Raw genomic sequence first — 25,698 nt, forward strand, 5'->3', positions numbered from 1 at the left:
CTTATTGTCTGATACGTTTTAGGAATTTCTTAGTGTTTTTATCTTTATAGATTTTCCATCCGGATTTCAAAAGATGGCATGCACGGATATGCCCGGTAATTACTACAAAACCCTCATAGATGGATTTATCAAAATCAGGATAAACCTGAATTTTGGTCGAATATATTGGCAGAATAAGTCCGGCTATTCCCAGAATCTGACCTGTTGTTGCCGGATCTCCGGTACCAAAACGAATATACCCTTTTGCCTGTCTTGGTTTAAAGTGCTTCAGCAGATAGAGAAATTCCGTCCGTGAACTCCCAAACAGTAACTTTGTTTCTTCTGCACGAATGATCTCCAGGTATTTATGAACCTGTCCCTTTACATGGGTAAGCTTATAAAGTATATTTCGTATTTTCTTTGGAATTCCTTTTAAAATACTCCAAATCTTTTTTAACACAGCCTGTACTTTCTGTACAATGGCTTTTCCTTTTGTAAATATACCCCTGTGCTCTGTTTTATCTGTTTTGTCTGTATTTTCTTTCTTCTCTGTTTTATTTGTTTCCCCTGTTTGCTTTTCTTTCTCTTTTTGCTCTGTCGTTTCCGGCAATTCTTTCTGCTGACCGTCTTCTGCTCTGTCGCCGGGAGCTTCTGACTGCTCAGCCATCTCTACTCTGCCGGCAACCGGCCGGGATTCCTGCTCTTTTCTGTGCTCTTTTGTTTCCTCTTTATCATCCATCTTATCTGCTGTCTTAGCTTTTCCTGGCTTTTTGAACTTTATAAATTTCTTTAGAACTTTAAATTTCTCCACCGGTATTCCAAAAAGCCTGATCTCATATCTGGGCTTACCTTCTTTATATTCTGCCATTATCGTTATAATATGAAGCAGATAACTGGCTTTTCCCTGTCCATAGAGAATATCGCCTTCTCTTTGAAGTGTTAAGCGGTATCGCAAAGGCACAAACACCACTGCCAGGAGAACCAGAAGTAACAGTGCCAAAATAACAGCCAGCAGGATACCTATAATCTTAAGTATTACCAAAATGATATGTAGCATATTCTCACACCTGTCAATTTCTTTCTTTTCTCTCCTTACGGGCTAAATATTGGCGTACCTGAAAACCTCCGGTTTCTTTATAAACCTCAAGGGCAATATTCAGAGCTAATTGTACAGCTTCATCATAGCCGCATGCTATCCCTACAATCAAAGGGCAGTTACGCCTTACTGCCTTCTGCATCAGGACGGCGGATGAAACGATATCAAATAAATCAGTCCCATTGGCCGCCAGCGTAACAACATACACATCTATCAGGCCTGCGTTATGATTTATTTTCCAGATTATTCTCTTTTTTTTCTTTCTGGCTGTTTCGCCTACATATAGATTTTGATACCATTTCATCTTTTTTATTCCTGACCTTGCTTCTTTTTTTATTTTATACGTGCTTCCAAAGCTTTTACGATCGTTTCCAACACCTTTATCCGGGCATAATATTTACAGTTTCCCTCTACGATGATCCAGGGCGCATATGTTGTGGATGTACGGATTAACATTTCATCCACTGCCGCTTCATAAGCATCCCATTTTTCCCGGTTCCGCCAGTCTTCGTCTGTAATCTTCCATTGCTTGTCCGGATTTGCCATCCGCTCTTTGAATCGGCGCTCCTGCTCCTCTTTATCTATCTGCATCCAGAATTTTAACACAACTGCACCACTGTGTGCAAGGGTAGTCTCACAATCATTAATTTCTTTATATGCCCGCTTCCATTCCTGGGTACTGCAGAATCCTTCGATCCGCTCTACCATAACTCTTCCATACCAGGTTCTGTCATAGAGCGCAATGTGACCGGCTTTTGGAAAAGTCTGCCAGAAACGCCACAGATAGTGGTGTGCTTTCTCTATATCGTTAGGTGCCGCAGTGGGATTCACTGCATAGCCTCTTGGATCCAGGCACTGTGTTACCCGCTTGATGGCACCGCCTTTTCCGCCTGCATCCCATCCTTCAAATCCTAAAATGACCGGAATCCGTCTGCGGTACAGTTCACTGTGCAGTAAAGAGAGCTTTTTCTGCAGTTCATCCAGCCTTTCTTTATACTCTTCCTTTGTATAGGTTAAAGTAAGATCCGCACTGCTTAGCACCGATGACTTAAAACCTGGTTTTACTTCAACCGATTCCACATTTTCCAGCTTTTCTTCTTCCCTGGCAAGTCTCTCCAGCTCTTTTTGATTTGAAACTCTCTTCTCCAGACAATCTACCACCGTACTGATAATCTTCACCGCAGCATATTCCCTGTCCATGGCTTCAATAATGGTCCATGGTGCAAAATCCGTATCCGTTTTCTGAAGCATTTCCTCATTCATCATTTTGTATTCTGCAAAATGTTTGTTTCTTTTTAAATCCCCTTTGGAAACCTTCCATGCCGTTTCTTTTGACTCCAGCATTTTATCAAAACGCTTTTTCTGTTCCTTTTTCGTAATATCCAGGAAAAATTTAATCATTACATTTCCCCCGTCGGTAAGCTGCTGTTCAAAAGAAACAATTTCATTATAAGCGTATCCAAGCTGTTTTTCTGTGGTTAACCCATCAAACCGGTCAATCAGAACGCGCCGGTACCAGCTTCGGTCAAATATGGCAATCCGCCCATTCTCAGGTGTCTTTGTCCAGAAACGCCACAAAAAGGGCCGCAGCTGTTCTTCATCAGACTCCCCGTTAATGGCATATACGTTAAATCCCCTGGGGTCAAGCGGCTGAATCAGCTGATTGATCAGGGTTCCTTTTCCTGCTGCACCAAATCCTTCAAAAACGATAATTACCGGTATCTTTAAATTCCTGCACTCTCTTTGCAGCGTTCCCAGCTTCCCAGAGAGTTCTTCCATCGTTTGTTTAAATTCTTTTTTCCCCATTTTCTTTGTCAGATCAATCTTCTCCAGCATATATTGCTCCTTTCCAGGCAGCCACTGCGCCTCTGGTATATATTACTAACTATTTTATATTTTAACAGATTTCTTAAAATAATTCATCTTAATAGAGGAAATTTAAGAAATATTTCAGACACAGGACATCACAAAGTGTGACGCACAGCTGCCAGAAAGCAATTTAAAACACGCTCTGGCAAATTTAAAAAGAAAAAAGAAAGAAGATACAGATTCGTATCTTCTTTTCATCCTAAAAATATTTGCGGCTTCCCCAAAGATTCGACTTCTTCAAGTCTAAATATTCGTTATATGCTTTTTCAAGAATTATTCTTTCATTAGCAAATTTCAATAAATGATACGCTTCATGAAATTTATAATAACCTGAATCTACAAAATATTCTTCGCGCTGCGGTTTACTGTAATAGCTGTCAGACATCATTAAATACCAATGTACGTCCTTTGCTACTGTGTCTTCCGGCACATTAAAGGTATATTGACTTTTACCAATATATTTAATAATTGATGCTTTGGCTCCTGTTTCCTCCAATACTTCTCTTATTGCTGTATCCTTATACTCCTCGCCAGCTTCTACAGTTCCTTTAGGCAACACCCATCCTTCATACTTATTCTTGTAACTCTTGTATAAAAGAAGAATCTTACCACGAAATATTACCACACCGCCACAGCTCGTTGCTTCGACCATTGCAATCCCTCCTGTTATGCGTTGTGCACTCCTAACTGGTTTTAGTATAACTCTTTTTTTTAAATCATGCAACCTTAATTATTGGTAAGATTCATACTGTTATTGTAGTAGGCATCGAATACAGCCTGTGCAATTGGCACTGCTGCAGAGCTTCCGGTACCGCCGTCTTCTGCAATTACACTAACCACAATATCGGGACTGCTGACATTTGAGAACCCTACAAACCAGGAATGAGTTCCTTTGTCCGCAGCGTTCTGCCCAATTTCATACTCGGCAGATCCGGTCTTTCCGGCAACTGTATAACCAAGTCCGCTGAGGGATTTTGCTGTACCGCCCTCTACAACCTGTGTCATAAAATCAGATAGAACCCCGGCTTCCTGAGCAGACATTAATTCCTTATATATCTCAGGTTTATTTTCTTTTACCATATCCCCGTCAAAAGTTTCAAGACGGTCAATAATATATGGTTTCATTAAAGTACCTGCATTTGCTACTGTTGATGTAATCAACGCCATATGAAGGGGAGATACCAGGGTATTTCCCTGTCCGATTGCCGTTGCCATCTCTTCTCCATAAGATGTGTGTTCATTCAGTTCAAAACGGCTTGTGCTGGCCTCCATAGCAATAGGCAGTGTATTGTTAAACATAAAATCTTCACATAAACTTCGGAATGCATTATTATCCAGTTCCAGACCTATATTGGCAAACGAGCTGTTACAGGAATATTTAAAAGAGTCTGCCAGATTGACCTGGCCATGTGCTTCTCCTCCAAAACAGGTGATTGTAACATCTTCCTTTGAAATGCTTCCGGTACAGTTATAGCTATAGTTCTGGTAATCCGGATGTTCCCTCAGATATTCTAATGCCGTCATAATCTTAAACGTAGACCCAGGAGGATAGAGACCCTGTACAGCCCGGTTGAGAAGGGAACTGTTCGTTTCATCAGAGACAAGGGCATCCCAGTCACTGGATATGGTATTTGGGTTAAAGTCCGGTTTAGAAACCATTGCCAGAATTTTACCTGTACTTGGTTCCATGACCACGACTGCTCCTTTGTACACACCCATGGCATTATATGCCGCTGACTGAAGTCTGCTGTCAAGGGTCAGTACCACACTGTCTCCCCTTACCTTCTCATGATTCGCCTCATTTTGTACCTGTTCCAGAATAGACGCATGGGAAGTAAGGAGATCAAAATTCGAGGTTGCCTCTACCCCTGCCTTACCATTGCTGGCATACCCTACTACATGGGCAAATATATTATTATAAGGATAAAGACGCTCCTCATTGCCTTCAGCATCCACATTCGTTCCGGCAAGAGTCTCTCCGTCCGAAGAAATGATTGCCCCGCGGACAATCTTCTGAGATTGTGCATCCTGTTTCGTATTATTTACATTTGAATTAATTGTATCCGCTTTTATTGTATTAAAATATACCAGATAACCAATCAGCATAAAAAACATTGCAGCAAAGAGATATGCAACTTTCATCATATCTTTATTTCTGCCGCCCCGGGACTCCGGGCCCATATTCTGCTTCCTCTGCGGTTCATTAACCGGTATCTCATTAATTTGGATATTGTCCGTAGATTTTTTCCTTCTCAATGCTATCTTCCTCGTCTTCCCTAAGAATGTACAGTCCCTGTATGACTGCAAACATGATCAGCGTGCTTAGCATGGAACTTCCTCCGTAGCTGACAAACGGCAGGGTCACACCGGTCAGAGGGATAAATTTCATCGTTCCGCCTACCGTCAGAAATACCTGGACTGCATACATCGTACCAAGTCCCAATGCAACCAGCCGGTAGAAGGGATTGGATAATCTCATGGCGATATTAAGAATCATAATAAAACAGCTTAAACATACCAGAATCAGACAGATAGAGAAAATCCCGCCCAGTTCTTCCGTCACTGCCGAGAACATAAAATCCTGTTCTACAATAGGGATTGCCGTTGGAGATCCCTGAAATAATCCGGTTCCGAACCAGCCGCCTGCACCAATGGCAAATAGTGACTGAGCAATCTGATATCCGTTTCCAGCATAATCAGCAAAGGGATTCAGCCATACCTCCACTCGCACCCGCACGTGTGAAAATAAAAAATACGCTGCAACCGCAGCCAGACTTCCTGCTCCAAGCCCTGCCGCCAGATATATTGCTCTTCGTGAAGCTACGTAAAGCATAATTAAATACGTAACAAAGAAAATCAGTGCACTTCCAAGGTCAGTAGACACTACCAGTATCAAAACATGAAGTGCCGCAAGCCCCGTTGCCACTACAATATCCTTAAAAGTTTTGGCGCGGAGCAGAAGACCCGCCATACAGAACACAAAGATTATTTTTACAAATTCTGATGGCTGCAGGGTAATTCCTCCCACTGTAAATGCAATTTTTGCTCCATAGGTTGAACGAGCCGCAACTGCAACCAGTCCAAGCAGCCCGATACCCAGAACAGCATACACCCAAGCCCATTTTGTAATAAGACGCAGCTTACGTATAATAACCGGAATAAACAGTGCTATCACGGTAGAAGCTGCTGCAATTTTAAACTGCTTGATTGACTGGTCATAAGATATTCTGGTAATCATAATCATACCTATGGATATCAGCATACACATATGATTGATTAATAATCTGGACGCCTTCGGATAAAGATTCCGAAACAGCACCAGAGTGGCAGCCAGATAAATAACCTGGGCGCCATAGAAGAACAGCAGCTGCGATTCTTCCATTTCCAGATAAAGCACCATAAATGCCACAAAATGCATACAGAACATAATTACATTCTGCCTTAAAAATAAAAAATCGGCATCGTCTTCATCCTTCTTGCGAAATACCACATAGCTTTGCAATGTATAAATCGCCATTAAAATAATAATTACATATTTTGAAACCTGAATGATTAGATTTGTCACTTTTTCACCTACTCCACGCCTCTCTTAAAATGCCCTCTTGTAAACTCCGGCAAATCAAGCCTGCTATTTTTCCCCTTGCAAAATGCGTCAATATATTTTTCCGTAATAGACATAACCTGTGCCTTATTTTCTAATGTAAAACTCAGACGTATCGCTGCCGGACATAATTTTCTGATCTCTTCCCGGTTATCCAGAAGTACCACCGGCGCACTGTTATAGATTACATTATAACAGAACTGGCAGTTTGTTTTAACTGGAAAATCTTTTTTCATACGGTCACGTAAATACAGCACTTCCGGCACTTTATTACATCTCCCGGCTGTTTTTTTCAGACACTGGGCACTGACCATCATTGGCAGATGACCGTAAACCAGAATCTCACTGTTTTCACAGCCCCTTTTTCCTATTTCCTTTGCATTCAGCTCCAAAGGCACTGTGTCGGAAGCAAATCCCTGTTCTTTAAAGAAGGATTCGGAATCCCGATTAAAAGCATAGAGATTGTAGTCTGCTATCAGGGGATTGGTCAAGCCGCGTTCCTTAAGATAACCTGCTTCATCCAGACTTTTCACAACCAATGCATCGTAAGCCGCCAGCATTTTTAAAGCAGATTCCGATTCATAATATTTTCTGGTCTCTGACCGGAAAATATACGGCATAATATAATTGCACTTTTTACCTGCCGCATGACACTGAGCGATGTATTTTCCAGAACTTTGAAACTCCCGGTTATCTTTAAACGCTGAACTGTCCAAATAAATTGCGGATACTTCTTCCAGTCCAAGGAGCATTTCAAATGCATCCAGAGATTCTAAGGATACCATGAACTTCATATCTGTCTTTCGATCCCCCTGACCCTTTGGACTGCCACCTTTATCACCATATGTGTAACCGACAGGCTTTGGGATGTCCTTAAATGAGCGGTTTATTTCTCTTTCATCCTTACTCTCTTTTGATGGAATGTTTCTTCGGTAACTGTCCTGAATTTCAATGGTCAGCTGTTCTAGTCCCATGCGCCGCAGTTCATTTAAAGACTGTACCGGAAGAAAAATATCATTGTCCATTTCAATATCAAGCTTTTCAAATATATAAGGCGTGTTCCCCGTTTTTTGCATTTGTTTTTTTACTTTTTCATAAGACAATGGTTGATTCATCGCTTCTGTTACTACGTCGCCTGTAACATGAACTGCAAAATCCCCCATTCTTAATTCGAGTATAGCAGGATTTTTTTTGTAAAGTCTTAATTTCCCATTAATTTTTTCTTTAAATTTGCCAAGAAGAAACGTATCCTCCAGCTGTTTTAACAACTGTTCATTTCTTGTACGGATAATCGTTTTATATGTCTCCTGTTTTTTTCCTGCCGGGATTTTAACCTGGAAGACTTCTCCTGGTTTTTTTTCTTCCCGCATTGTAAATTCTGTCCCTTTCTGCCCTGACTTTTCATCCAGGCATTCCAGAACATCTCCGGGATGAAGTGCTTCTGCTGCTTTTAGCTTTAATATATTCTTCCCGGTATCCACAACTTTAGCCGCTTTGGTTCCAATGTGGTTAGGGCGAACAAGAGACATCATTTCTTTTCCGTTCCCGGTTTTATAATATCCTGTAGAAAAACCACCGCGGTTATAGAGATCCATCAGTTCCAGACGGTCATTTTCTTCAATATGGAACCCTCTTCTTCCTTTTTGTAAATATAAATCAATATATTTACGGTAAATTCGAACCACACCTGCGGTATATGCAGGCTTTTTCATTCTTCCTTCAATTTTAAATGAATAGACACCAGACTCTACCAGTTCCGGAATAAGATCCAGGGTACACATATCTTTAGGGCTCATGAGAAACTTGTCCGCTCCATAATTAAGCCTGTTCCCTTTCTGGTACAGATCATAAGGAAGTCTGCAGGGCTGGGCGCACCTGCCCCGGTTGCCGCTTCGTCCTCCGATCAGACTGCTGTACAGGCATTGTCCGGAATAGCAGTAACACAGAGCCCCGTGCACAAAGCTTTCAATTTCAATATCTACCTGTTTATGGATTCCGGCTATCTCCTGCAATGACAATTCTCTTGCAGTTACAATTCTGGAGGCACCAAGATCTTTTAAAAGCTTAGCCCCATCCGGACCTGTAATTGTCATCTGGGTGCTGGCATGTATGGGCAGATCGGGAAATTCTCTTCTCAAAAAAGTAAAAACACCCATATCCTGTACAATAACTGCATCCAGCCCTCTGGTATAATAGGGAAGAATGTAATCATAGAGTTCTGCCATCTCATCGTCTTTTAAAAGGGTATTTACGGTTAAATAAAGCTGTTTTCCTCTTAAGTGGCACTCGTCAACCGCCTGAAGCAGTTTCTCTTCCGTCAGATTATTTGCAAATGCCCTGGCTCCAAATCTGCTTCCCCCTACATAAACAGCATCTGCTCCTGCATTTACTGCTGCTGTTAAACTTTCGTAAGACCCTGCCGGGGCCAGTAATTCTACTTTCATCAGTCACCTCATTATTTATCATTATCACAGAGCCTGCATGGAATTTCATCAATCTGCAGATACGCTCTGATCAAAAAAGAGGCAGTTGCACGATTTATCTTAAGCAACAGCCTCTCTTTGTCTATTTCCTCAATAATTCATCCAGCTCTGTCTCAAGCTTCACAATTTTTTTCTGATATTCCGTGGATTCTTTCTGCAGTCTTTCTAAATCTTTTTCAGCAGTCTCATATCTGATCTGAACACCGATTACTTCATGCTTCAAATCATATAATTCCTTGTCCTTGGAAGTCAATTCTTCCTCTACAAGTTCTACCTGCTTTTTCGCCTTAAAATAATCATCCGCAATATTCAGATCCAAAAGAATCCCTTTTGTCTCCTTTGACAGATGATTATATCCTTCCAGTTTTTTAAATTCTGCCAGTTTATTATTAATGTATGTAGCTACCTTTTGCAGATATTCTTCACTCTCATATCCACTCAAAGTATATATTTTTCCCGCAATCAAGACTTCTGCTTTGTTCTTGGCTGACATATGACTTCCTCCACTTTTTTCTCTATTATCACAACATTCTATAAAATACTACAAAATATTGGAGTTTACTGTTATTCATTATACAGAGAAGTGGAAGAAAAATCAAGGTCGATTTATAAGACAATTTATAACATTATGCCGAGATGATGATATGCCAGCTCAGAAACAACCCTTCCCCTTGGTGTACGCATGATAAAACCATTCTTAATCAGGTAGGGTTCATACACATCTTCAATGGTTCCGGCATCTTCTCCAATGGCCGCTGCCAGGGTATCAAGGCCTACCGGACCTCCCTTAAATTTTTCGATCATAATCGTCAGAATACTTCGATCCATCATATCCAGCCCGTATTTGTCAACTTCCAGCAAATCCAGAGCAAACGCCGCCACATCTTCCGTAATATGCCCATTATATTTTACCTGTGCAAAGTCTCTTACACGCTTTAAAAGCCTGTTCGCAAGCCTTGGCGTGCCTCTGGATCTCTTTGCCAGTTCTTTGGCACCATTTGTATCAATCTCTACACCCAGCACTTTTGCAGAACGCACAATAATCGTCTGCAGTTCAGATTCCGTATAAAACTCTAAGTGATGGATAACTCCGAAACGATCCCGCAGGGGCGCTGTCAGAAGCCCTGCACGGGTGGTTGCCCCAACCAGTGTAAATTTAGGAAGATCCAGGCGAATCGAACGCGCTGCCGCACCTTTTCCGATCATAATATCAATGGAATAGTCTTCCATTGCAGGATAGAGCACTTCTTCCACCTGTCTGTTCAGCCGGTGTATCTCATCTACAAAAAGGACATCTCCTTCCTGCAGATTATTGAGAATTGCTGCCATTTCTCCGGGCTTTTCAATTGCCGGTCCGGAGGTGATTTTCATGTTCACCCCCATCTCATTCGCAATAATACCCGCCAGCGTAGTCTTACCAAGACCTGGCGGCCCGTAAAAAAGAACATGGTCTAAAGCGTCCCCTCTTTGCTTTGCCGCTTCTATATAAACCTTAAGGTTAATTTTTGCCTTTTCCTGTCCAATATATTCATCTAAAGTCTGCGGGCGCAGAGCCGGCTCTATTTTTATATCTTCTTCTAATGTATCCGTTGTGATAATACGTTTTCCCATGTTCCGCCTCCAAAGACCTGTTTTGAACTCCCCATCATTAAAATGACGGGATTTATAAAAATGCCATTTGCTTCAGCGCTGCTTTTAAGATTGCTTCTGTGTCCATTTCCTCGGTAAGTTCTGCTTTATTCACGGCTTTTAATGCATCCGTATTGGAATATCCAAGTGCAACCAGCGCCTGAACTGCTTCCCCTTTGTTATCCGTCATTCCGGTGGACACAGCCAGATCATTCTGATTTGTCAAACGCTTTTCAAATGCGTCTTCCAGGCTTAGTTTATCTTTCAGTTCCAGAATTACTTTCTGGGCAGTCTTATTTCCAACACCCGGAGCTTTTGCAATCGCTTTGGCATCTTCTGATAAAATTGCAAACCGCAGGTCATCTGCAGAAAGCGCCGTCAATACACCAAGCGCCGCCTTGGGTCCAATCCCGTTTACGCCAAGAAGCAGTTTAAATATTTCAAGATCATCCTGGGTACAAAAACCGTACAGCTGTAAAGCATCTTCTTTTACATGCATGTAAGTGTGGACACAAACCTCTTTTTTTGCTCCTGCAAGCCTGTCAGCATCTCTGCCCGAGACATATACCAGGTACCCGATATTATTCACTTCCAGTATTACGCTGTTCTCATTCAGGGCAGCTACGTCCCCACGTAAATATGCTATCATCTAAAAATCTCCTTTGGCAGTCTTCTCTGTAATTCTTTTCCTAATATTCCGATCAGCAGCCCGGTAACCAGCCCGGAGATCAGTAATACCGGGAGGTAGTAAAACAGGTTAAAATTATCCACCACTGCCATTGCAACCAGCAGCTGTCCTATATTATGGGTGATTCCGCCGCACATGCTGACCCCAACGATGGAAAACCCTTTGCTTTGTTTCAGCAGATACATCACTGCAAGACTTAACAGTCCTCCTGCAAGACTGTATATAATACTGTACATATTTCCAAACAGGAATCCTCCCAGTACAATTCTTAAAACAGAAAGCAAAAGTGCATCTCTGGCACTCATAAAATATAAAACACATATGATGACAATATTAGTAAGCCCCAGTTTCACTCCCGGGACACCAAAATAAAATGGAATCAGTGTCTCCACATAACTGACAATCAATGCCAAAGCAGTAAACACACCAAAATATGCCGCCTTTGTTCTAGTTCCCATCTTAATCTCCCTAAGTAGCACAAGCTGACTTGCGCTAGGCGTATCTAAAAATTGCTTTCTGACAGCTGCGCGTCACAGTTTGTGGGAGAATTCTCCCCAATGAAGGGCGCGTAGATAGTTCGAAAGCGATTTCCTTTCACACTTTTCAAACTTATTCTTCCTATGTAAACTGCGAAGTTAAATCCAATATCAATGTATGCTTCACAAAAAGTGATTCTTTCAGCCGGCTATGGAATCATAATCGGAGGCATCCTTCGCCCCTTCCACCCGGACTACAATTTTATAGGGAAGGCAGATAATCGATTCTCCTGATTTACTAATGGCTTTCTGCTGGACACAGAGCTTATCCGGACACTTTGCCGAAATCATATCTGCTTTCCCGCCTTTAATCTCAAGAGTATTGGTATCATTGATCTCAATCACCTGATCCTCAGAAAGGGAATAGACTCCGTATTCTTTTCCATCTACCATTATCTGAACCATATTTCCGTCTTTTTGAAAAATTGTATATCCAATAAATGCAATGAAAGCAACCGCTATTACAGCACCTGCCAATATCCAGTCATTTCTTTTCATTATTCACCGCCGTGTATTGTGATGCTCATATTTTGTAAATATCTTGTACATGATAGCACATATTTTTTATAAATTCAACCATATGTTCGAAATTGACGGGTTTAGATAAGAAGGGGACGCTTTGTAGATGGAGGTGGTGTACGGAAAGAGAAGGGGGCGGACCATACCAGTTCTGCGGCCAGCTGACGGAGCCCATGCCAGTTTCCCACACCCATCTTTCTGTACACTACCTATCATTTACAAAGCGTCTTGATCAGCTAAACCCCAATTTTCTCTACCACCCGAATCTTCTTCTCTTCCCGCCAGGCCGCCTCATCTAACGCCACCAGGAAGCCCTGCGCATTCTTTACCTGCCAATCATAAAATGCTCTTTTCGGAACAGCAAACGCTTCCATAATGCTCATGATGGTACCGCCATGAACCACGATAGCAGCTCTTGAAACTTTTTTGCTTATAATATCATTCACGGTATTTTGAAATGCATGGCAGCATCTGCTGCGAAATGCTTCCTGGCTCTCTCCGCCCGGGAAAGGAATTGTTCCCTGGCTGTCTATCCACGCCTGATACGCAGGGTTTCCATCCAGTTCTTTATAGTTTTTATTTTCAAATTCTCCAAAGCTGCATTCCCGAAAATCCTCTATAATTTCGCAGGGCATACCGGGATAGATTCTCTTGGCTGTTTCTATACATCTTTTCATCGGGCTTACATAAAGGCTGTCCGCTGTAGGATATTTTTTCTGCTTCAGCAGTTCAACTCCTTTTTCACAGAGTGGTTCGTCTGTAGTTCCGATATAACGCCCCAGCAGGTTTCCTTCTGTTTTGGAATGGCGTATCAGTAAAATCTCAGGCATGTTTGATCACCGTATCCAGTCCGCATACCACCCGCACTACTTCATCCGAATATTCAGCGGCTTTGCAGCAAAGCCTTCCTACTGTTTCCCGATATTCCCGGTCAAACTTTTCCATCGGGACTACCCCATATCCAAGTTCATTGCACACAATGATAATCTCCGGATTGGTTTCATATAACATATCTATCAGCCCTGTTGGATTTTCCCCCTCCCGGATCATTCTCTTTATATATTCATGAAAGTGAAAAATCCCCCTGCAGCTTTTTAACTCTTCCGGCATACAGGTAATGCCGTCTATAAAGTCTGAATCCGACAACTGATACCGCTCACAGGCTGCTTTTTTCTTGCCCTGGAAAGCACCGCCGATTACAAGTTTCATAGTCTATTCCTTTCTGTTATTTCTATGTTTACGAAATTTCGTTCATTTGCTGGTTCATGTTTACATTGATACTATACTATTCCATATCTTTACTTGTTCCATACTTTTTTGATAACTTACATCCCGATAATCTTAGCTGTTATTACAACGGCAGCCGCCATTACCAGTTCGCATACCTGCAGGAAAAATCCTGCCAGATCTCCGGTAATCCCGCCAAACTTCTGATAAGACATATGGCGGTAGTAAGCAAACATGAAAAGGGCACTGAGGAAACAAACGGTTCCAAGAACCGGTTCAAGGAGAATCATCCCCACAGCGCACAAAATGATATAAATGATCATTACCATCTTTACCCTGCTTTTTACAGCCATATCTGAGAAGGTTGCTGCCAGCCCGGTATTCTTCGCCATACGAAAGCTGACAATCGCAAGTCCGCTAAGTGCCCTGGACAGCATAAAACCGATTGCCAGTACCGAAAGCATTCTGGCATTTGTCTCCGAATAACATCCAAACAGTAAAAAAAAGTAACATATCCCTACGATAATTGCAAATGCCCCCGCATGGGAATCTTTCAGTATTTCCAGTTTCTGATCCATTGGTTTATAGGAACTCAAAGCATCCGAGGTGTCCAGCAAACCATCCAGATGGATTCCTCCGGTTATCAGAACCGGTATCATCATCAGAACAACTGTATAAAATGAATTTCCAAACCCAGCATACCCCTGGATATAATTCCACAGAAGTATAACCGCTCCAATCACCGCTCCAATCACCGGAAAAAAGCACATTGCATATTTCATGTTATCCTTTGTCCATTCGGTCCTGGGCATAGGGATCTTGGAGTACATTGCAAATGCAATGATAAAACTATTACCTATCTTTTTCATGAATCCAGCCTCTCTTTTCTAACCAGGGGAATACCACATACCACCTCTGTAACTGTATCTGCCTTTTTAGCCAGTTCCTGATTGATGATTCCCAAATATTCAAGATACTGCATGGTCTGGGAATCGTATTCCTGTCCATCGGAAAATACCTCATTCGTCACAACCACCAGCGCTTTTACCTGGGATAAAACAGATTGTATGCCCTGCAGAATGGATTCTACCATATTTTCACCTGCACCGCCCGGTGCATACATTTCATTTGCAGCCAGATTGGACATACATTCCAGTAACACAATTCCGTCCGGGGGAAGATTGACAGAGCTTAAATCCATATAGCACTCAATGGTTTGGAAGTTCTTGGCTGCCCGCATTTTACGGTGCCTTTCAATCCTTCTGTCGCCTTCTGCGTCAAAGCTCATCATCGTCGCAATATATATTCTGCTTCCTTCTCCCAGTTTCATAATCTGTTCTTCTGCATAGGCAGATTTGCCGCTTCCGCTGCCTCCTGTTACAATCATTAACATATCTGTACCTCCTGCATACCGCAGACAGATCTGCGGTACTGCGTCAATAGAAAGTGTGAAAGTGATTTTCTTTCACACTTACCCCCAGCAATAGCACAAGCTGGCTTGTGCTATTCCCATATCAATAGTGTGAAAATGTTTTTCTTTCACACTTACCCCCAGCCCTTTTATGATAAAGGCTTATATTCCTCCACTTGTATATCCTGGAATGTACTCATCCCGTTATAAACTGCCACTGCCATCTCTAATACCGGAAACAGGGTTACAGCCCCTGTACCCTCTCCCAGACACATATCACAGGTAAGTGCCGCTTCCATCTTCAGCGCTTCCAGAATCAGGTGTGCCGCAGGTTCTTTGGATACGTGGGAAACCAGCATATACGCTTTTGCCAAAGGACAGATATTCACAGCTGCAAGCGCCGCCACGGAAGAAATAAATCCATCGATTACAATGGGAACCCCGTATGCTGCCCCGCCTAAAAATACACCTGCAAGTCCGGCGATATCCAGACCGCCCACTTTCGATAACACATCTATGGCATCCTGAGGATCCGGCGTGTGAAGCGCAATCGCCTTTTTAATAGTGTCGATCTTACGTTTGAATCCTTCTGAAGAAAGTCCTGCTCCTTTTCCTGTTACCACTTCCACCGATGTATGTAAAAGAACCGAGGCAACCGCACTGCTGGTTGTGGTATTACCAATCCCCATCTCTCCGGTAGCAATGATACGGTATCCCTTTTCTTTTAATTCAGCAACCATTTGAATTCCCGTTTCAATAGCCAGTATAGTCTCTTCTCTGGTCATTGCCGGTTCTTTTGCCATATTCCTGGTTCCATAGGCAATTTTATGATTAATGATACTGGTATCTCTTGCAACTCCTATATCCACCGGGAAAATATCTGCTCCTGCCACCCGGCACATAATACTTGCCGTCGCCTGCTCTTTCAGAAAATTTTCCGATACGATTGCGGTTACTTCCTGCCCGGTCTGGGTCACACCCTCTTCTACCACACCATTGTCTGCACACATTACTACCAATGCTTTTTTCGCCAGATCAATATTACTGCTTTTTGTCATTCCGGAAATCTTCACAAGATAATCTTCCATTTTACCCAGGCTATGCAGCGGCTTTGCAATACTGTCCCACCTTTTCCTGCAGTTGTTCATTGCACCCTCATCTGGCTCTTTCACAGTCAGAAGCACTTCTTCTAATGTCATTTGTAAGTCCTCCATGATTAAATTTTCAAAAAACTCTTTAAATAATATAATAAGTTACAATAATTTTCATGTCAAGGGAAAGAATGAGGGGATCGACGCAAAAAAGGAGACGATGACTAAGCATCGCCTCCTAACATCTCCCATGAACTACAAATAACTTAAAGCTTCTGCTTTCTCACTGTTATATCTAGTTCGATAAAGTGGGAAATTACTAATTCTATAAGTATATAATTTGTTAATAAAACTTCTGTTTGAAGTTCCATTATTTATTCCCGCTGCCTTCACTGCAAGTGCCGCAGAATAGGCTCCATGCTGGATAGAGTAGCTGAATACACTTCCTTTTACCACGTCCGGGCGGAACTTAATATTGATACCCATATTCATGAGATATCTTTCAGTTTCATCATAGTATTCCTGTTTTGCAAATTCATCCTGATATGAAGCAAATAATCTTGGTGCTCTTGCATAAATTGTCTGCCATGCCCGGAAGAATTTCTGGTTGCCTTTCAGCTTCGCCTTATTTTTCTCCGTAAGGGCATAAGCTGCATATGGCTGAAATTCTTTAAAAGTTACCGGATCTTTGGAATAACAGTATTTTACCAGAGGAAGCAGTGAATAGCGATAATCGAACTGATACTTTCCACATGCGTTTCCATTGTCTCCACCAGTCTGTCCATAAGCCTCCGGACCCGATTCATATTTCGTAAAGAATAACATTTCCTGGGAAACTGACCCGCCGCCGCTTGGATCATTCACATTCTGATTACATTTTCCGCTTGCATCGACCTGATAGGTGACTCCATTGACGGTTATTGTGGTATTTTTATACATGATTCCATTATCACCAAAATAATACAAAGCTCCGTCAATATTCTGCAAACCTTTTACCATAATACCTTTGTTTGTAAAATAATATGTATTTCCGCTGATGTTCTCCCAGCCGGTAGCTGATTTACCATCGCTCTGGAAGTAATATTGGGCATTGTTAACCGTCTGCCAGCCCTTTTGCATAATACCGGTTGCAGAGAAATAATAATACTTTCCGCCCATTTTACGAAGTCCGGTAAATGCATAACCATCTTTATTAGTCTTGCGGAAATAATAACGATTTCCCTTCACTGTCCGAAAACCAAATTTCATCGCTCCGCTGCTGTCAAAATAATATCGCTTTCCACTGATTTTACGGAGTCCTGTAAGCATGATCCCCTTGCTGTTGCAATAGTATTTTTTCCCTTTTACCGTAAAAAATCCAGTCTTCATCTTACCGGAACTTGTATAATAGTACCATTTCTTTCCGATCTGATACCATCCCTTACGGAAATTTGGAATCCATTTCCCATCTGCCCCGACAAAATACTTTGTTCCGTTGCTTACGACCCACTTATTTTTTACCATGTAGCCTTTAGAATTGAGATAGTAATCCCCAATCCAGCGGCCTTTTACCTTTTTACCATCATTACCAATATAATAGTAATTCCCTTTTGCAGTCTGTCTCCAATCCGCTTTCGCATTCAATGGCTGAGTTACGATAAATGCGACAAACATCACTGCTACAGCTGTTAATATCTTTTTTTTCACTTGTAAAATCTCCCTGTTCAATCTTCATCATACGATGTTAATAAGTTTTGCGGAAGTAATGGTCACCAATCTTTAACGGCCCCCATACTCCAGTTGTAAAATACAGATATCCAGGTACATTATTCACTCCCGTAAGAGCATCTTTTGCAGCCTTGATACATTCGGATGGCACAGCCTGACCGCTTTCTAACAACCAGCTCAGCATTCCATTCATTGCAGGCGTAAACTGCCCGCTTTGATATACGACCTCCTGTATCGTATTCGGGAAACTGCTGTCATTGACACGATTTAAAATTACATTTGCCACTGCCAGTTTTCCTTCATAGGACTGATTCCCTGCTTCCAGATAAGTAATCGCAGACAACAGCCGTACATCTTTTGTATTCCGAATTTTTCCAGGAACTTTTTTGCCGTTCTTACCGGCATAATACATACCCACCCATTTGTTCCTGACCATAACTCCATTTCTGCCATAATAGTAGTCTCCTACCCACTGGTTAGAAATACGCCCTTTCTCGTAATCGCAATAATACCATTTCTTCTTTACCTTAATCCGTCCGGTTTTCAGCCATCCCTTTGAATCAAAGTAATAATATTTACCATTAATTCTTTTCCATTTGTTCTTAACATACTTTTTTCTGACCGTATTTTCAGACGAAACTGTGTATTTCCAGCGGTCTCCTTTGTAACGTTTCCATGCTGCCTGGCTGTCCATAGATATAGAAGCCAGCAAAACAAACAATAGAACCAATGACAATATTCTTTTTAATTCCTTCATACTCGTTCCTTTCGTGAAACTCCCCGTGGAACCCCTCGTATATTTATTACGATTATATTAAGAATATGAAGATATTATAAAACATTTACTAGTATTTGTCAATTTTTTGTTTCATTTCTATTTCGACAGAAACAGCGGCATCCGAAATTGATCGAATGCCGCTGCACGATTCTGATTACCTATATGATGATACAAATAAGGCTTCCATTAGACTCATTTACAATTTTCTTCATCGTATCCTGAAGTTTTGTCTGGCTTTCTTCTCCAATTTTCGCAAGCTTTGTATGAATTCCATCATCTACCAGCTGTTCGATTGATTTTCCAAAAATATTTGTATTCCAGATTCCATCCTTGGCACTGTTTTCATTAATAAATGACATCAGATCCTGCGCCTGCTGCTCACTGCCTACAATGGGTGCAATTTCCGTCTCAATGTCAGCCCGGATCAGATGAACCGATGGGCTGGCTGCTTTGATTTTCACGCCGAATTTACTGCCCTGCTTAATGACTACCGGGGCATCCAGAACAATTTCTTCCTGATTCGGCGTAATAATTCCATATCCGGTATTTCTGACTGCTTCCAGGGCATTTTCTACTTTTTCGTATTCGCCCTTTTTCCTGGAAAGTTCTTTAATAATAGAAAGAAGCTGATATTCGCCCTGGATCGGAACTCCCGCCATATCACTGAGCATCTCGTAGTAATATGTATCGTCCAGATCTATACGGACTTTGGCAGTTCCCTGGGATAGCTCGATTGCGTCAAGCTTCACACTATTAATAAAGTCATAGTCCATCTGCAGCGCTTCATTGGAAATATCCCGTATATGCTGCATTTTTTTCATGATATCCCGTATGCTTTTGATCAGGCTTTCCTTTATCACATGGTCGCCCGGAAGCATTTCTACCCATTTGGGCACATAAAATTCAATCTTAACCAGTGGGAATTCGTATAGTACCTGTTCCAGGATTTTGCTTACATCTTCTTTTTTCAACTGCTCACAGTTTACCGGCATCGCAGTAACCCCATAAGTATCGAAGATATAAGATGCCGCCTGCTTTGCCTCTTCTCCATAAGGGCGTTCTGAATTAACCAATACCAGGAATGGTTTTCCGATGTTCTTTAATTCTGTGATCGCACGTTTTTCCGGCTCCAGATAATTTTCTCTTGGTATTTCTCCAAATGTTCCGTCACAGGTAACTACTAATCCGATGGTAGCATGGTCACGAATAACTTTTCTTGTTCCGATTTCTGCCGCCTGGGTAAACGGAATTTCTTTTTCCGACCAGGGTGTCTTAACCATACGGACCTTCTCATTGTCATCCATTCCTGCTGCGCCTTTTACCATGTAGCCTACGCAGTCGATCAGCCGCATTCTAACATCCACATCTTCAGATAAAGACAGTTTTGCTGCTTCTTTTGGTATGAATTTCGGTTCTACGGTAGTTATGGTACGTCCTTTGCCGCTGGTTGGCATTTCATCTGTTGCAATCGCCTTGTCGTTTTCTTTTAACGCCGGCAATACCATCAGTTCCATAAATCTACGGATGAAGGTAGATTTTCCTGTCCTTACAGGCCCAACTACGCCGATGAAGATCTCACCTTTGGTACGGGCTTGTATATCTTTGTATAAATTGAATTCTTCCATTAAAATACCCCCTCTATATACTGGTATAGTATATGCAGAGGGGGCCAATGATAGAATCATTGATGAATCATTTTTCAAAACTGAATCTAGTAAAGTGACCGATTATTCTTCTCCCGGCATCTTCCAGCTATGATGATCGGTATGCAGCAGTTCATGGGCACGATGTGACAGAGGACGCTGCAAATAATGCTGGTAACATTGTACAATAGACGGATTCTCATGAGAGAACCGTATATCGCTTACTTTATCCAGTCCATAGAGATTTGCTGCACGCACTTCCGCCAGTTCTTCTCCATCCTGAATTGGCTGTCCGCCGCCGCCGGAACATCCGCCCGGACATGCCATAATTTCAACAAAGTCTACGTCCGTCTTTCCTTTTCGGATAGCTTTGATTAGCTCCCTGGCATTTCCAAGACCACTGGCTACCGCTACACGCAGGGGAGTTCCGGCCAGATCAAAGGTTGCTTCTTTCCATCCTTTCATACCACGTACATCTTTAAATGCGTCAGGATCCGGATTCTCATTTGTTACGAAATAATAAGCTGTACGAAGAGCGGCTTCCATAACGCCGCCTGTTGCACCAAAGATCACACCGGCACCTGAGCCAATACCAAGAGGCATATCGAATTCTTCCTCTTCCAATTCCTTTGCCGCGATATGTTCGGCTCGGATCATCCGGTCTATTTCTCTGGTTGTAAGCACTACATCCACATCCGGTCCAGCACCGGCATCATTGATGGTGGGTATTGCACACTCATGCTTTTTCGCAAGGCATGGCATAATGGAAATGGAATAAATTCTGGAAGGATCCACCCCAAGTAAGTCCGCATAATAACTCTTCGCCATTGCTCCAAACATCTGCTGCGGTGATTTGGCGGTAGACAACTGATCTACCATATCCGGATACTGTGCTTTTAAGAAACGTACCCACCCCGGACAGCAGGAGGTAAACATCGGAAACTTCTCCTTTTCTTTATTTTCCACTTTCTTTAAGAACTCGCTTGCTTCTTCCATAATTGTGAGGTCAGCAGAAAAATCCGTATCAAAAATATAATCAAATCCCATCTTCCGAAGGGCAGAAACCAGGCGGTTCACAGTGGCAAATTCCCGGTCCAGTCCCAAAGGCTCGCCCCATGCTGCACGGACGGATGGTGCAATCTGCACTACCGTAATTTTATCCGGATCTGCGAGGGCATCGAATACCCGGTCTGTATCATCTCTTTCCCGAAGTGCCCCAACCGGGCAATGGGTAATACACTGTCCGCACAGGGTACAGTCTGCCTCTTCCAAAGTACGGTTTCCGGATACATCTACCGTGGTACGGGAACCGGTATTGGCAAGATCCCATACATTTAAACTCTGGATCTTATCACAAACCTGAATGCAGCGCATACATTTGATACATTTCTCATAATTACGAAGCAGCGGAAATTCCTTCGACCCTTTTATATGGGACAGCTTCGTCTTATAAGGTACATGATAAATACCCAGATCATTGGAAATCTTCTGGAGATTGCAATTCCCGCTTCGGACACAGGAAGGGCAATTACAGTCATGCTGAGATAAAATAAGTTTCACATTAGTCATTCTGGTTTTACGTACCTTCGGGCTGTTGGTATGGATTACCATTCCGTCTTCTACCACGTTGTTGCATGCGGTAACTAATTTGGTGATCCCTTCTACTTCAACTACACAGACTCTGCAGGCTCCGATTTCATTTATTTCTTTTAAATAACACAGAGTCGGGATATGAATTCCTGCACTTTTTGCTGCTTCTAAAATGGTAGTGCCTTCCGCTGCTTCTATCTGCTGTTTATCGATTGTCAATTTTACCATTTTTCTATCCTCCCTCCTTTAAATACGCCAAATCCAAAATGATCACAGCGCAGACATCTTCTGGATTCCTGACATGCTTCTTCATGAGTGATGCCGCATTCAATCAGTTCAAAATCATCTTTCCGTTCGGAAGCATCCCGTTCTTTCATGGTAACACGTCCACAGGCATTTCTGTCATCCAGCCTGATTTTCGGAATCTCTACATCTGATTTGATCGTGTGTTTAAATCCAAGATATTCATCGATATTGGCAGCCGCCACTTTACCTGCAGCAATTGCACGAATAACCGTAGCCGGTCCGGTAACACAGTCGCCTCCGGCAAATACGCCCGGGATATCTTTGATTCCGCTCCAGCTTAGGGCTTCAATAACTCCTCGTTTTACCGGAATTCCATATTCTTCAAAGGCCTTGGACTCGATACCCTGTCCGATTGCCACAATAACCATATCGCAGTCCAGGCGAACTTCTTCCTGCGCAGCTGTTGCAGGTGCCGGTCTTCCTCTTTGCACCAGACCAATAATCTGAGGCTGAACCCAGAGTGCACATGCATTTCCATTTTCATCCTGTTCAATGCGAAGGGGTGCCTGGAGTTCTAATACTTCACAGCCCTCTGCAATGGCGCCCTGTACTTCTTCGGGCATTGCTGTCATATCTTCAATACGCCTGCGGTAGACGATTCTTACTTTTTTCGCACCAAGGCGGACTGCTGATCTTGCAACATCCATAGCAACATTACCGCCACCGACTACAATGATATCTTTTCCGTCAAATTCAGGCATTTCATTATCACCGATACTTCTAAGCATTTCAACTGCAGATACCACTCCAGTGGCTTCTTCACCTTCAATACCAATCTTTTTATCAATATGAGCACCAATGGCAATATAGACCGCATCAAACTGGTTGCGGATATCCACGATATTGGGATTTTCCCCAACCGTTACTTCCGTCTTAACTTTGACACCGATTGACAACAGTTCATCTATTTCCTTATCCAGAGCGATGCGGGGCAGCCTGTAATTAGGAATCCCGTAACGAAGCATACCGCCCAGCTGCTTTCTCTGCTCATAAATCGTCACTTGATGCCCCATTAAAGCTAAATAATAAGCAGCACTGATTCCGCCCGGTCCGCCTCCTATGATTGCAACCTTTTTACCGGTTGCTTTTGCCGGCTCCGGTACCGGCACGTCACCTGCATGATCGATTGCATAACGTTTTAATCCACGGATATTAACCGCATCATCTATCATATTCCTGCGGCATCTGGCCTCACAGGGATGTTCACAGATCAATGCGCATACGGACGGCATAGGATTATCTTTACGGATTAATGCTACCGCATCTGCATATCGTTCTTCAGCCACCAGGGCGATGTATCCTGGTATATCTACTCCCGCAGGACACAGAGCAACACATGGTACCGGCTGATTTAATTCACAGGTACATCTTCCGCGCAGTATATGCTCTTCAAAATCATCTCGAAAGCCATGCACGCCTTTTAACACCATATTTGCTGCTTCATAGCCAATTGCACAATCTGCGGAATAATAAATGCTTCTGGCTGTTTCTTCGATCAAATCAATGGTTTCCATCTTTGCATTTCCATCCAGAACATCTTCCAGCAAACATTGAAGCTGTCCTAATCCTACCCTGCAGGGAACACATTTTCCGCAAGTCTGTGCATGACAGACCTTCAGGAAAGATACTGCCAGGTCTACCGGACACAATCCTGGTGGACTGGCAACGATTCTGCGTTCCAAATCCTTGTAGAGCTCTTCGACTGTGGTCTGGGCCTGATTTCTAGTAATAATACTAAGCCTGCTCATATTTCTTTCATCTCCGTTTCTTAAATTTTCTTTTGTTATTTAAATAACACAAGGAGGGACTAACCCTTTCGGGCAGTCCCAAAATGTATATATTTACTTAATTACGTTTCCTGATTATGCAGTAACTGATGTACCTTTCCTTTCAGCAATCCATCATACAGAGGTGCAATCAGCGGATTCTCATCCGATTTCTTGATAATCGTTATATTATCTGCATTGTACAATCCTCTTTCTCTGGCATTTTTGGTCCGGTCTCCTGCTCTGGTTGGCTGTCCGCCACCCATGATACACCCTCTTCTGCATGCCATTACCTCGATGAAATGGTAATCTGCTTCGCCCTTTTTCACCCGTTCCATGACGTCTCTTGCATTGGCAAGACCGCTTACAATACAGATCTTCAAGTCGGTGCCATTGTAAGGTACCGTAACTTCTTTGATACCATCTTCTCCACGTACCCCGCACTCTGCAATTGCGTCCAGGGTTGCTTTGTCATGCTCATCTGTCAGACGCCTTAAAACAGCTTCTGTCACACCGCCGGTAACACCAAAGATCATTCCGCCGCCGGATCCAAATCCAAATGGCATATCACATGCCTCCGGATCCAGGGTTTCAAATTCAATACCGGAATTTCGAATCATTCGTATTAACTCTGTTGTAGTGATAACTAAATCGGTATCTTTTTTCCCTTTTGTATAACTATTTGGTCTGTTGGCTTCCATTTTTTTTGCCGTACATGGCATAATGGACACCATAATCGTCTTTTTCCCATTTGCATTTTTGGGATGACGGTAAAATTCTTTTACAACTGCGGAGAACATTCCCTGTGGAGATCTGCAGCTGGAAATATTTTTCACATATTCCGGATACTGGTCATGGACAAATTTCACCCATGCCGGGCAGCAGGATGTCAGTAGCGGAAGATTCTCACCTTCTTCGATACGTTCCAGAAATTCTTCTGATTCTTCCATAACGGTAAGATCTGCACTGAATGCAGTATCATATACTTCATCAAATCCCATGCGGTGCAGCACATTTACAATCTTGCCCATTACGCTCCTGCCTTTTGTCAGGTTAAATGCATCTCCTACCGCAACCCGGACAGCCGGGGCAATCTGCGCAACCACACGCACATCTTTATCTGCAATAGCATCCCAGACTTCATCTACATTGGTACGGATACTGATTGCTCCTGTAGGACAGTAAATACGGCACTGTCCGCAGTTTACACAATCGGTTTCTGCGATGGTTTTATTAAATGCCGGCATAACCATGGCATCCGTTCCCCTAAATGCAAATCCCAATGCACCAATCCCCTGGATTTCTTCACAGGCACGTACACAGTCTCCGCAGAGAATACATTTATTGGGATCACGAACGATGGATGGTGAACTGTTATCCACCGGTCTGATCTCACGGGTATTCTGGAAACGGACATTGGTAACACCCATTCTGTGAGCTAATTCCTGAAGCACGCACTCCCCGCTTTTTACGCAGGTCGTACAATCTCTGCAGTGGGCTGCCAAAAGCAGTTCCACAATTAATTTCCGATGTTTTTTTATTCTTCCGGTATTGGTGAAGATCACCATCCCGTCTCTTGGTTCTTCTGAACAGGAAGCAAAGGTTCTTCCTCTGTCGTCTTCTACGGTACACAAGCGACAGGCGCCAAAAGTAGAAACTTCTGAATGATAGCACAAAGTAGGTAATGAAATACCGGCCTTCCTAATCACAGAAAGGACATTCCGCTCGTCGGTAAATTCTACTTTTCTACCGTCTATTGTCATAAATCCCATATATAAT

At 42.6% G+C, this 25,698-nt stretch carries 23 protein-coding genes; all 23 read right to left on the bottom strand.

Going from position 1 to position 25,698, the window contains the following annotated elements:
• Position 1: 1 nt before the first annotated feature.
• The 23 genes from RHS_RS02595 to RHS_RS02705 all read right to left on the bottom strand — a co-directional run bounded on the left by RHS_RS02595 (position 2) and on the right by RHS_RS02705 (position 25,691).
• Positions 2–1,036: a DUF2953 domain-containing protein gene (locus tag RHS_RS02595; protein ID WP_047832235.1), complete on the bottom strand. Its 1,035-nt coding sequence runs from the start codon at positions 1,034–1,036 to the stop codon at positions 2–4.
• Between the two features lie 13 nt (positions 1,037–1,049).
• On the bottom strand, positions 1,050–1,379 hold the full coding sequence (locus RHS_RS02600) for a hypothetical protein (RefSeq protein ID WP_027293980.1): 330 nt from the start codon (positions 1,377–1,379) through the stop codon (positions 1,050–1,052).
• 29 nt (positions 1,380–1,408) lie between these two features.
• Entirely contained in the window at positions 1,409–2,911 is a 1,503-nt protein-coding gene (locus RHS_RS02605) for a phosphate--AMP phosphotransferase (protein WP_047832236.1), read from the bottom strand.
• 232 nt (positions 2,912–3,143) lie between these two features.
• A complete protein-coding gene (locus tag RHS_RS02610) occupies positions 3,144–3,596 on the bottom strand; it encodes an NUDIX hydrolase (protein ID WP_027293978.1) in 453 nt (150 codons plus the stop codon).
• Between the two features lie 74 nt (positions 3,597–3,670).
• Complete coding sequence (locus RHS_RS02615; protein WP_330373861.1) at positions 3,671–5,200, bottom strand: penicillin-binding transpeptidase domain-containing protein; 1,530 nt, start codon at positions 5,198–5,200, stop codon at positions 3,671–3,673.
• Positions 5,163–6,509, bottom strand: a complete 1,347-nt coding sequence (locus RHS_RS02620) for an FtsW/RodA/SpoVE family cell cycle protein (protein WP_027293976.1) — start codon at positions 6,507–6,509, stop codon at positions 5,163–5,165. The genes RHS_RS02615 and RHS_RS02620 overlap by 38 nt, the downstream gene beginning before the upstream one ends.
• 8 nt (positions 6,510–6,517) lie before the next feature.
• Positions 6,518–8,989 (bottom strand): DUF3656 domain-containing protein, encoded by a 2,472-nt coding sequence (locus RHS_RS02625; RefSeq protein WP_395021050.1) that lies wholly within the window; start codon positions 8,987–8,989, stop codon positions 6,518–6,520.
• 121 nt (positions 8,990–9,110) lie between these two features.
• Complete coding sequence (zapA, locus tag RHS_RS02630) at positions 9,111–9,521, bottom strand: cell division protein ZapA (protein ID WP_027293974.1); 411 nt, start codon at positions 9,519–9,521, stop codon at positions 9,111–9,113.
• A 125-nt stretch (positions 9,522–9,646) separates the two neighbouring features.
• Positions 9,647–10,639 (bottom strand): Holliday junction branch migration DNA helicase RuvB, encoded by a 993-nt coding sequence (gene ruvB, locus RHS_RS02635; RefSeq protein ID WP_027293973.1) that lies wholly within the window; start codon positions 10,637–10,639, stop codon positions 9,647–9,649.
• A gap of 52 nt (positions 10,640–10,691) precedes the next feature.
• Positions 10,692–11,306, bottom strand: a complete 615-nt coding sequence (gene ruvA, locus RHS_RS02640) for a Holliday junction branch migration protein RuvA (protein ID WP_027293972.1) — start codon at positions 11,304–11,306, stop codon at positions 10,692–10,694.
• Positions 11,303–11,803 carry a Gx transporter family protein gene (locus RHS_RS02645; protein WP_047832238.1) on the bottom strand — a complete coding sequence of 167 codons (501 nt, stop codon included), beginning with the start codon at positions 11,801–11,803 and terminating at the stop codon, positions 11,303–11,305. Before RHS_RS02645 ends, ruvA begins: the two co-directional genes overlap by 4 nt.
• Positions 11,804–12,022: 219 nt before the next feature.
• Positions 12,023–12,379, bottom strand: coding sequence for a NusG domain II-containing protein (locus RHS_RS02650; protein WP_027293970.1), 357 nt, complete (start codon positions 12,377–12,379; stop codon positions 12,023–12,025).
• Between the two features lie 257 nt (positions 12,380–12,636).
• The gene (locus RHS_RS02655) at positions 12,637–13,230 is read right to left on the bottom strand and encodes a histidine phosphatase family protein (RefSeq protein ID WP_047832239.1); all 594 of its coding nucleotides are present in this window, start codon (positions 13,228–13,230) and stop codon (positions 12,637–12,639) included.
• The gene (locus tag RHS_RS02660) at positions 13,223–13,609 is read right to left on the bottom strand and encodes a bifunctional adenosylcobinamide kinase/adenosylcobinamide-phosphate guanylyltransferase (protein WP_027293968.1); all 387 of its coding nucleotides are present in this window, start codon (positions 13,607–13,609) and stop codon (positions 13,223–13,225) included. The genes RHS_RS02655 and RHS_RS02660 overlap by 8 nt, the downstream gene beginning before the upstream one ends.
• Positions 13,610–13,725: 116 nt before the next feature.
• Complete coding sequence (locus tag RHS_RS02665) at positions 13,726–14,496, bottom strand: adenosylcobinamide-GDP ribazoletransferase (protein ID WP_027293967.1); 771 nt, start codon at positions 14,494–14,496, stop codon at positions 13,726–13,728.
• Positions 14,493–15,020 carry a bifunctional adenosylcobinamide kinase/adenosylcobinamide-phosphate guanylyltransferase gene (locus RHS_RS02670; RefSeq protein WP_044296763.1) on the bottom strand — a complete coding sequence of 176 codons (528 nt, stop codon included), beginning with the start codon at positions 15,018–15,020 and terminating at the stop codon, positions 14,493–14,495. Before RHS_RS02670 ends, RHS_RS02665 begins: the two co-directional genes overlap by 4 nt.
• Positions 15,021–15,187: 167 nt before the next feature.
• A complete protein-coding gene (gene cobT, locus RHS_RS02675) occupies positions 15,188–16,237 on the bottom strand; it encodes a nicotinate-nucleotide--dimethylbenzimidazole phosphoribosyltransferase (RefSeq protein WP_047832240.1) in 1,050 nt (349 codons plus the stop codon).
• 147 nt (positions 16,238–16,384) lie between these two features.
• A complete protein-coding gene (locus RHS_RS29935; protein ID WP_395021054.1) occupies positions 16,385–17,815 on the bottom strand; it encodes an N-acetylmuramoyl-L-alanine amidase family protein in 1,431 nt (476 codons plus the stop codon).
• Between the two features lie 37 nt (positions 17,816–17,852).
• Positions 17,853–18,593, bottom strand: coding sequence for a cell wall hydrolase (locus RHS_RS29940; protein ID WP_052377782.1), 741 nt, complete (start codon positions 18,591–18,593; stop codon positions 17,853–17,855).
• Between the two features lie 179 nt (positions 18,594–18,772).
• Positions 18,773–20,239: a stage IV sporulation protein A gene (spoIVA, locus tag RHS_RS02690; RefSeq protein ID WP_027293963.1), complete on the bottom strand. Its 1,467-nt coding sequence runs from the start codon at positions 20,237–20,239 to the stop codon at positions 18,773–18,775.
• Between the two features lie 102 nt (positions 20,240–20,341).
• Positions 20,342–22,075: an NADH-dependent [FeFe] hydrogenase, group A6 gene (locus RHS_RS02695; RefSeq protein WP_027293962.1), complete on the bottom strand. Its 1,734-nt coding sequence runs from the start codon at positions 22,073–22,075 to the stop codon at positions 20,342–20,344.
• Entirely contained in the window at positions 22,069–23,901 is a 1,833-nt protein-coding gene (locus RHS_RS02700; RefSeq protein WP_027293961.1) for an NAD(P)-binding protein, read from the bottom strand. The genes RHS_RS02695 and RHS_RS02700 overlap by 7 nt, the downstream gene beginning before the upstream one ends.
• A 101-nt stretch (positions 23,902–24,002) precedes the next feature.
• Entirely contained in the window at positions 24,003–25,691 is a 1,689-nt protein-coding gene (locus RHS_RS02705) for a [FeFe] hydrogenase, group A (RefSeq protein ID WP_027293960.1), read from the bottom strand.
• Between the last annotated feature and the right edge of the window lie 7 nt (positions 25,692–25,698).

Origin of the sequence: Robinsoniella sp. RHS (genome assembly GCF_001029355.1) — a bacterium.
Lineage (GTDB): Bacteria > Bacillota > Clostridia > Lachnospirales > Lachnospiraceae > Robinsoniella > Robinsoniella peoriensis.

Bases quoted from the DNA above. Each gene is read 5' to 3' on its own strand.
- RHS_RS02595 (WP_047832235.1), bottom strand. From the start codon at position 1,036: ATGCTACATATCATTTTGGTAATACTTAAGATTATAGGTATCCTGCTG.
- RHS_RS02600 (WP_027293980.1), bottom strand. From the start codon at position 1,379: ATGAAATGGTATCAAAATCTATATGTAGGCGAAACAGCCAGAAAGAAA.
- RHS_RS02605 (WP_047832236.1), bottom strand. From the start codon at position 2,911: ATGCTGGAGAAGATTGATCTGACAAAGAAAATGGGGAAAAAAGAATTT.
- RHS_RS02610 (WP_027293978.1), bottom strand. From the start codon at position 3,596: ATGGTCGAAGCAACGAGCTGTGGCGGTGTGGTAATATTTCGTGGTAAG.
- RHS_RS02625 (WP_395021050.1), bottom strand. From the start codon at position 8,989: ATGAAAGTAGAATTACTGGCCCCGGCAGGGTCTTACGAAAGTTTAACA.
- zapA (WP_027293974.1), bottom strand. From the start codon at position 9,521: ATGTCAGCCAAGAACAAAGCAGAAGTCTTGATTGCGGGAAAAATATAT.
- ruvB (WP_027293973.1), bottom strand. From the start codon at position 10,639: ATGGGAAAACGTATTATCACAACGGATACATTAGAAGAAGATATAAAA.
- ruvA (WP_027293972.1), bottom strand. From the start codon at position 11,306: ATGATAGCATATTTACGTGGGGACGTAGCTGCCCTGAATGAGAACAGC.
- RHS_RS02645 (WP_047832238.1), bottom strand. From the start codon at position 11,803: ATGGGAACTAGAACAAAGGCGGCATATTTTGGTGTGTTTACTGCTTTG.
- RHS_RS02650 (WP_027293970.1), bottom strand. From the start codon at position 12,379: ATGAAAAGAAATGACTGGATATTGGCAGGTGCTGTAATAGCGGTTGCT.
- RHS_RS02655 (WP_047832239.1), bottom strand. From the start codon at position 13,230: ATGCCTGAGATTTTACTGATACGCCATTCCAAAACAGAAGGAAACCTG.
- RHS_RS02660 (WP_027293968.1), bottom strand. From the start codon at position 13,609: ATGAAACTTGTAATCGGCGGTGCTTTCCAGGGCAAGAAAAAAGCAGCC.
- RHS_RS02665 (WP_027293967.1), bottom strand. From the start codon at position 14,496: ATGAAAAAGATAGGTAATAGTTTTATCATTGCATTTGCAATGTACTCC.
- RHS_RS02670 (WP_044296763.1), bottom strand. From the start codon at position 15,020: ATGTTAATGATTGTAACAGGAGGCAGCGGAAGCGGCAAATCTGCCTAT.
- cobT (WP_047832240.1), bottom strand. From the start codon at position 16,237: ATGACATTAGAAGAAGTGCTTCTGACTGTGAAAGAGCCAGATGAGGGT.
- RHS_RS29940 (WP_052377782.1), bottom strand. From the start codon at position 18,593: ATGAAGGAATTAAAAAGAATATTGTCATTGGTTCTATTGTTTGTTTTG.
- spoIVA (WP_027293963.1), bottom strand. From the start codon at position 20,239: ATGGAAGAATTCAATTTATACAAAGATATACAAGCCCGTACCAAAGGT.
- RHS_RS02695 (WP_027293962.1), bottom strand. From the start codon at position 22,075: ATGGTAAAATTGACAATCGATAAACAGCAGATAGAAGCAGCGGAAGGC.
- RHS_RS02700 (WP_027293961.1), bottom strand. From the start codon at position 23,901: ATGAGCAGGCTTAGTATTATTACTAGAAATCAGGCCCAGACCACAGTC.
- RHS_RS02705 (WP_027293960.1), bottom strand. From the start codon at position 25,691: ATGGGATTTATGACAATAGACGGTAGAAAAGTAGAATTTACCGACGAG.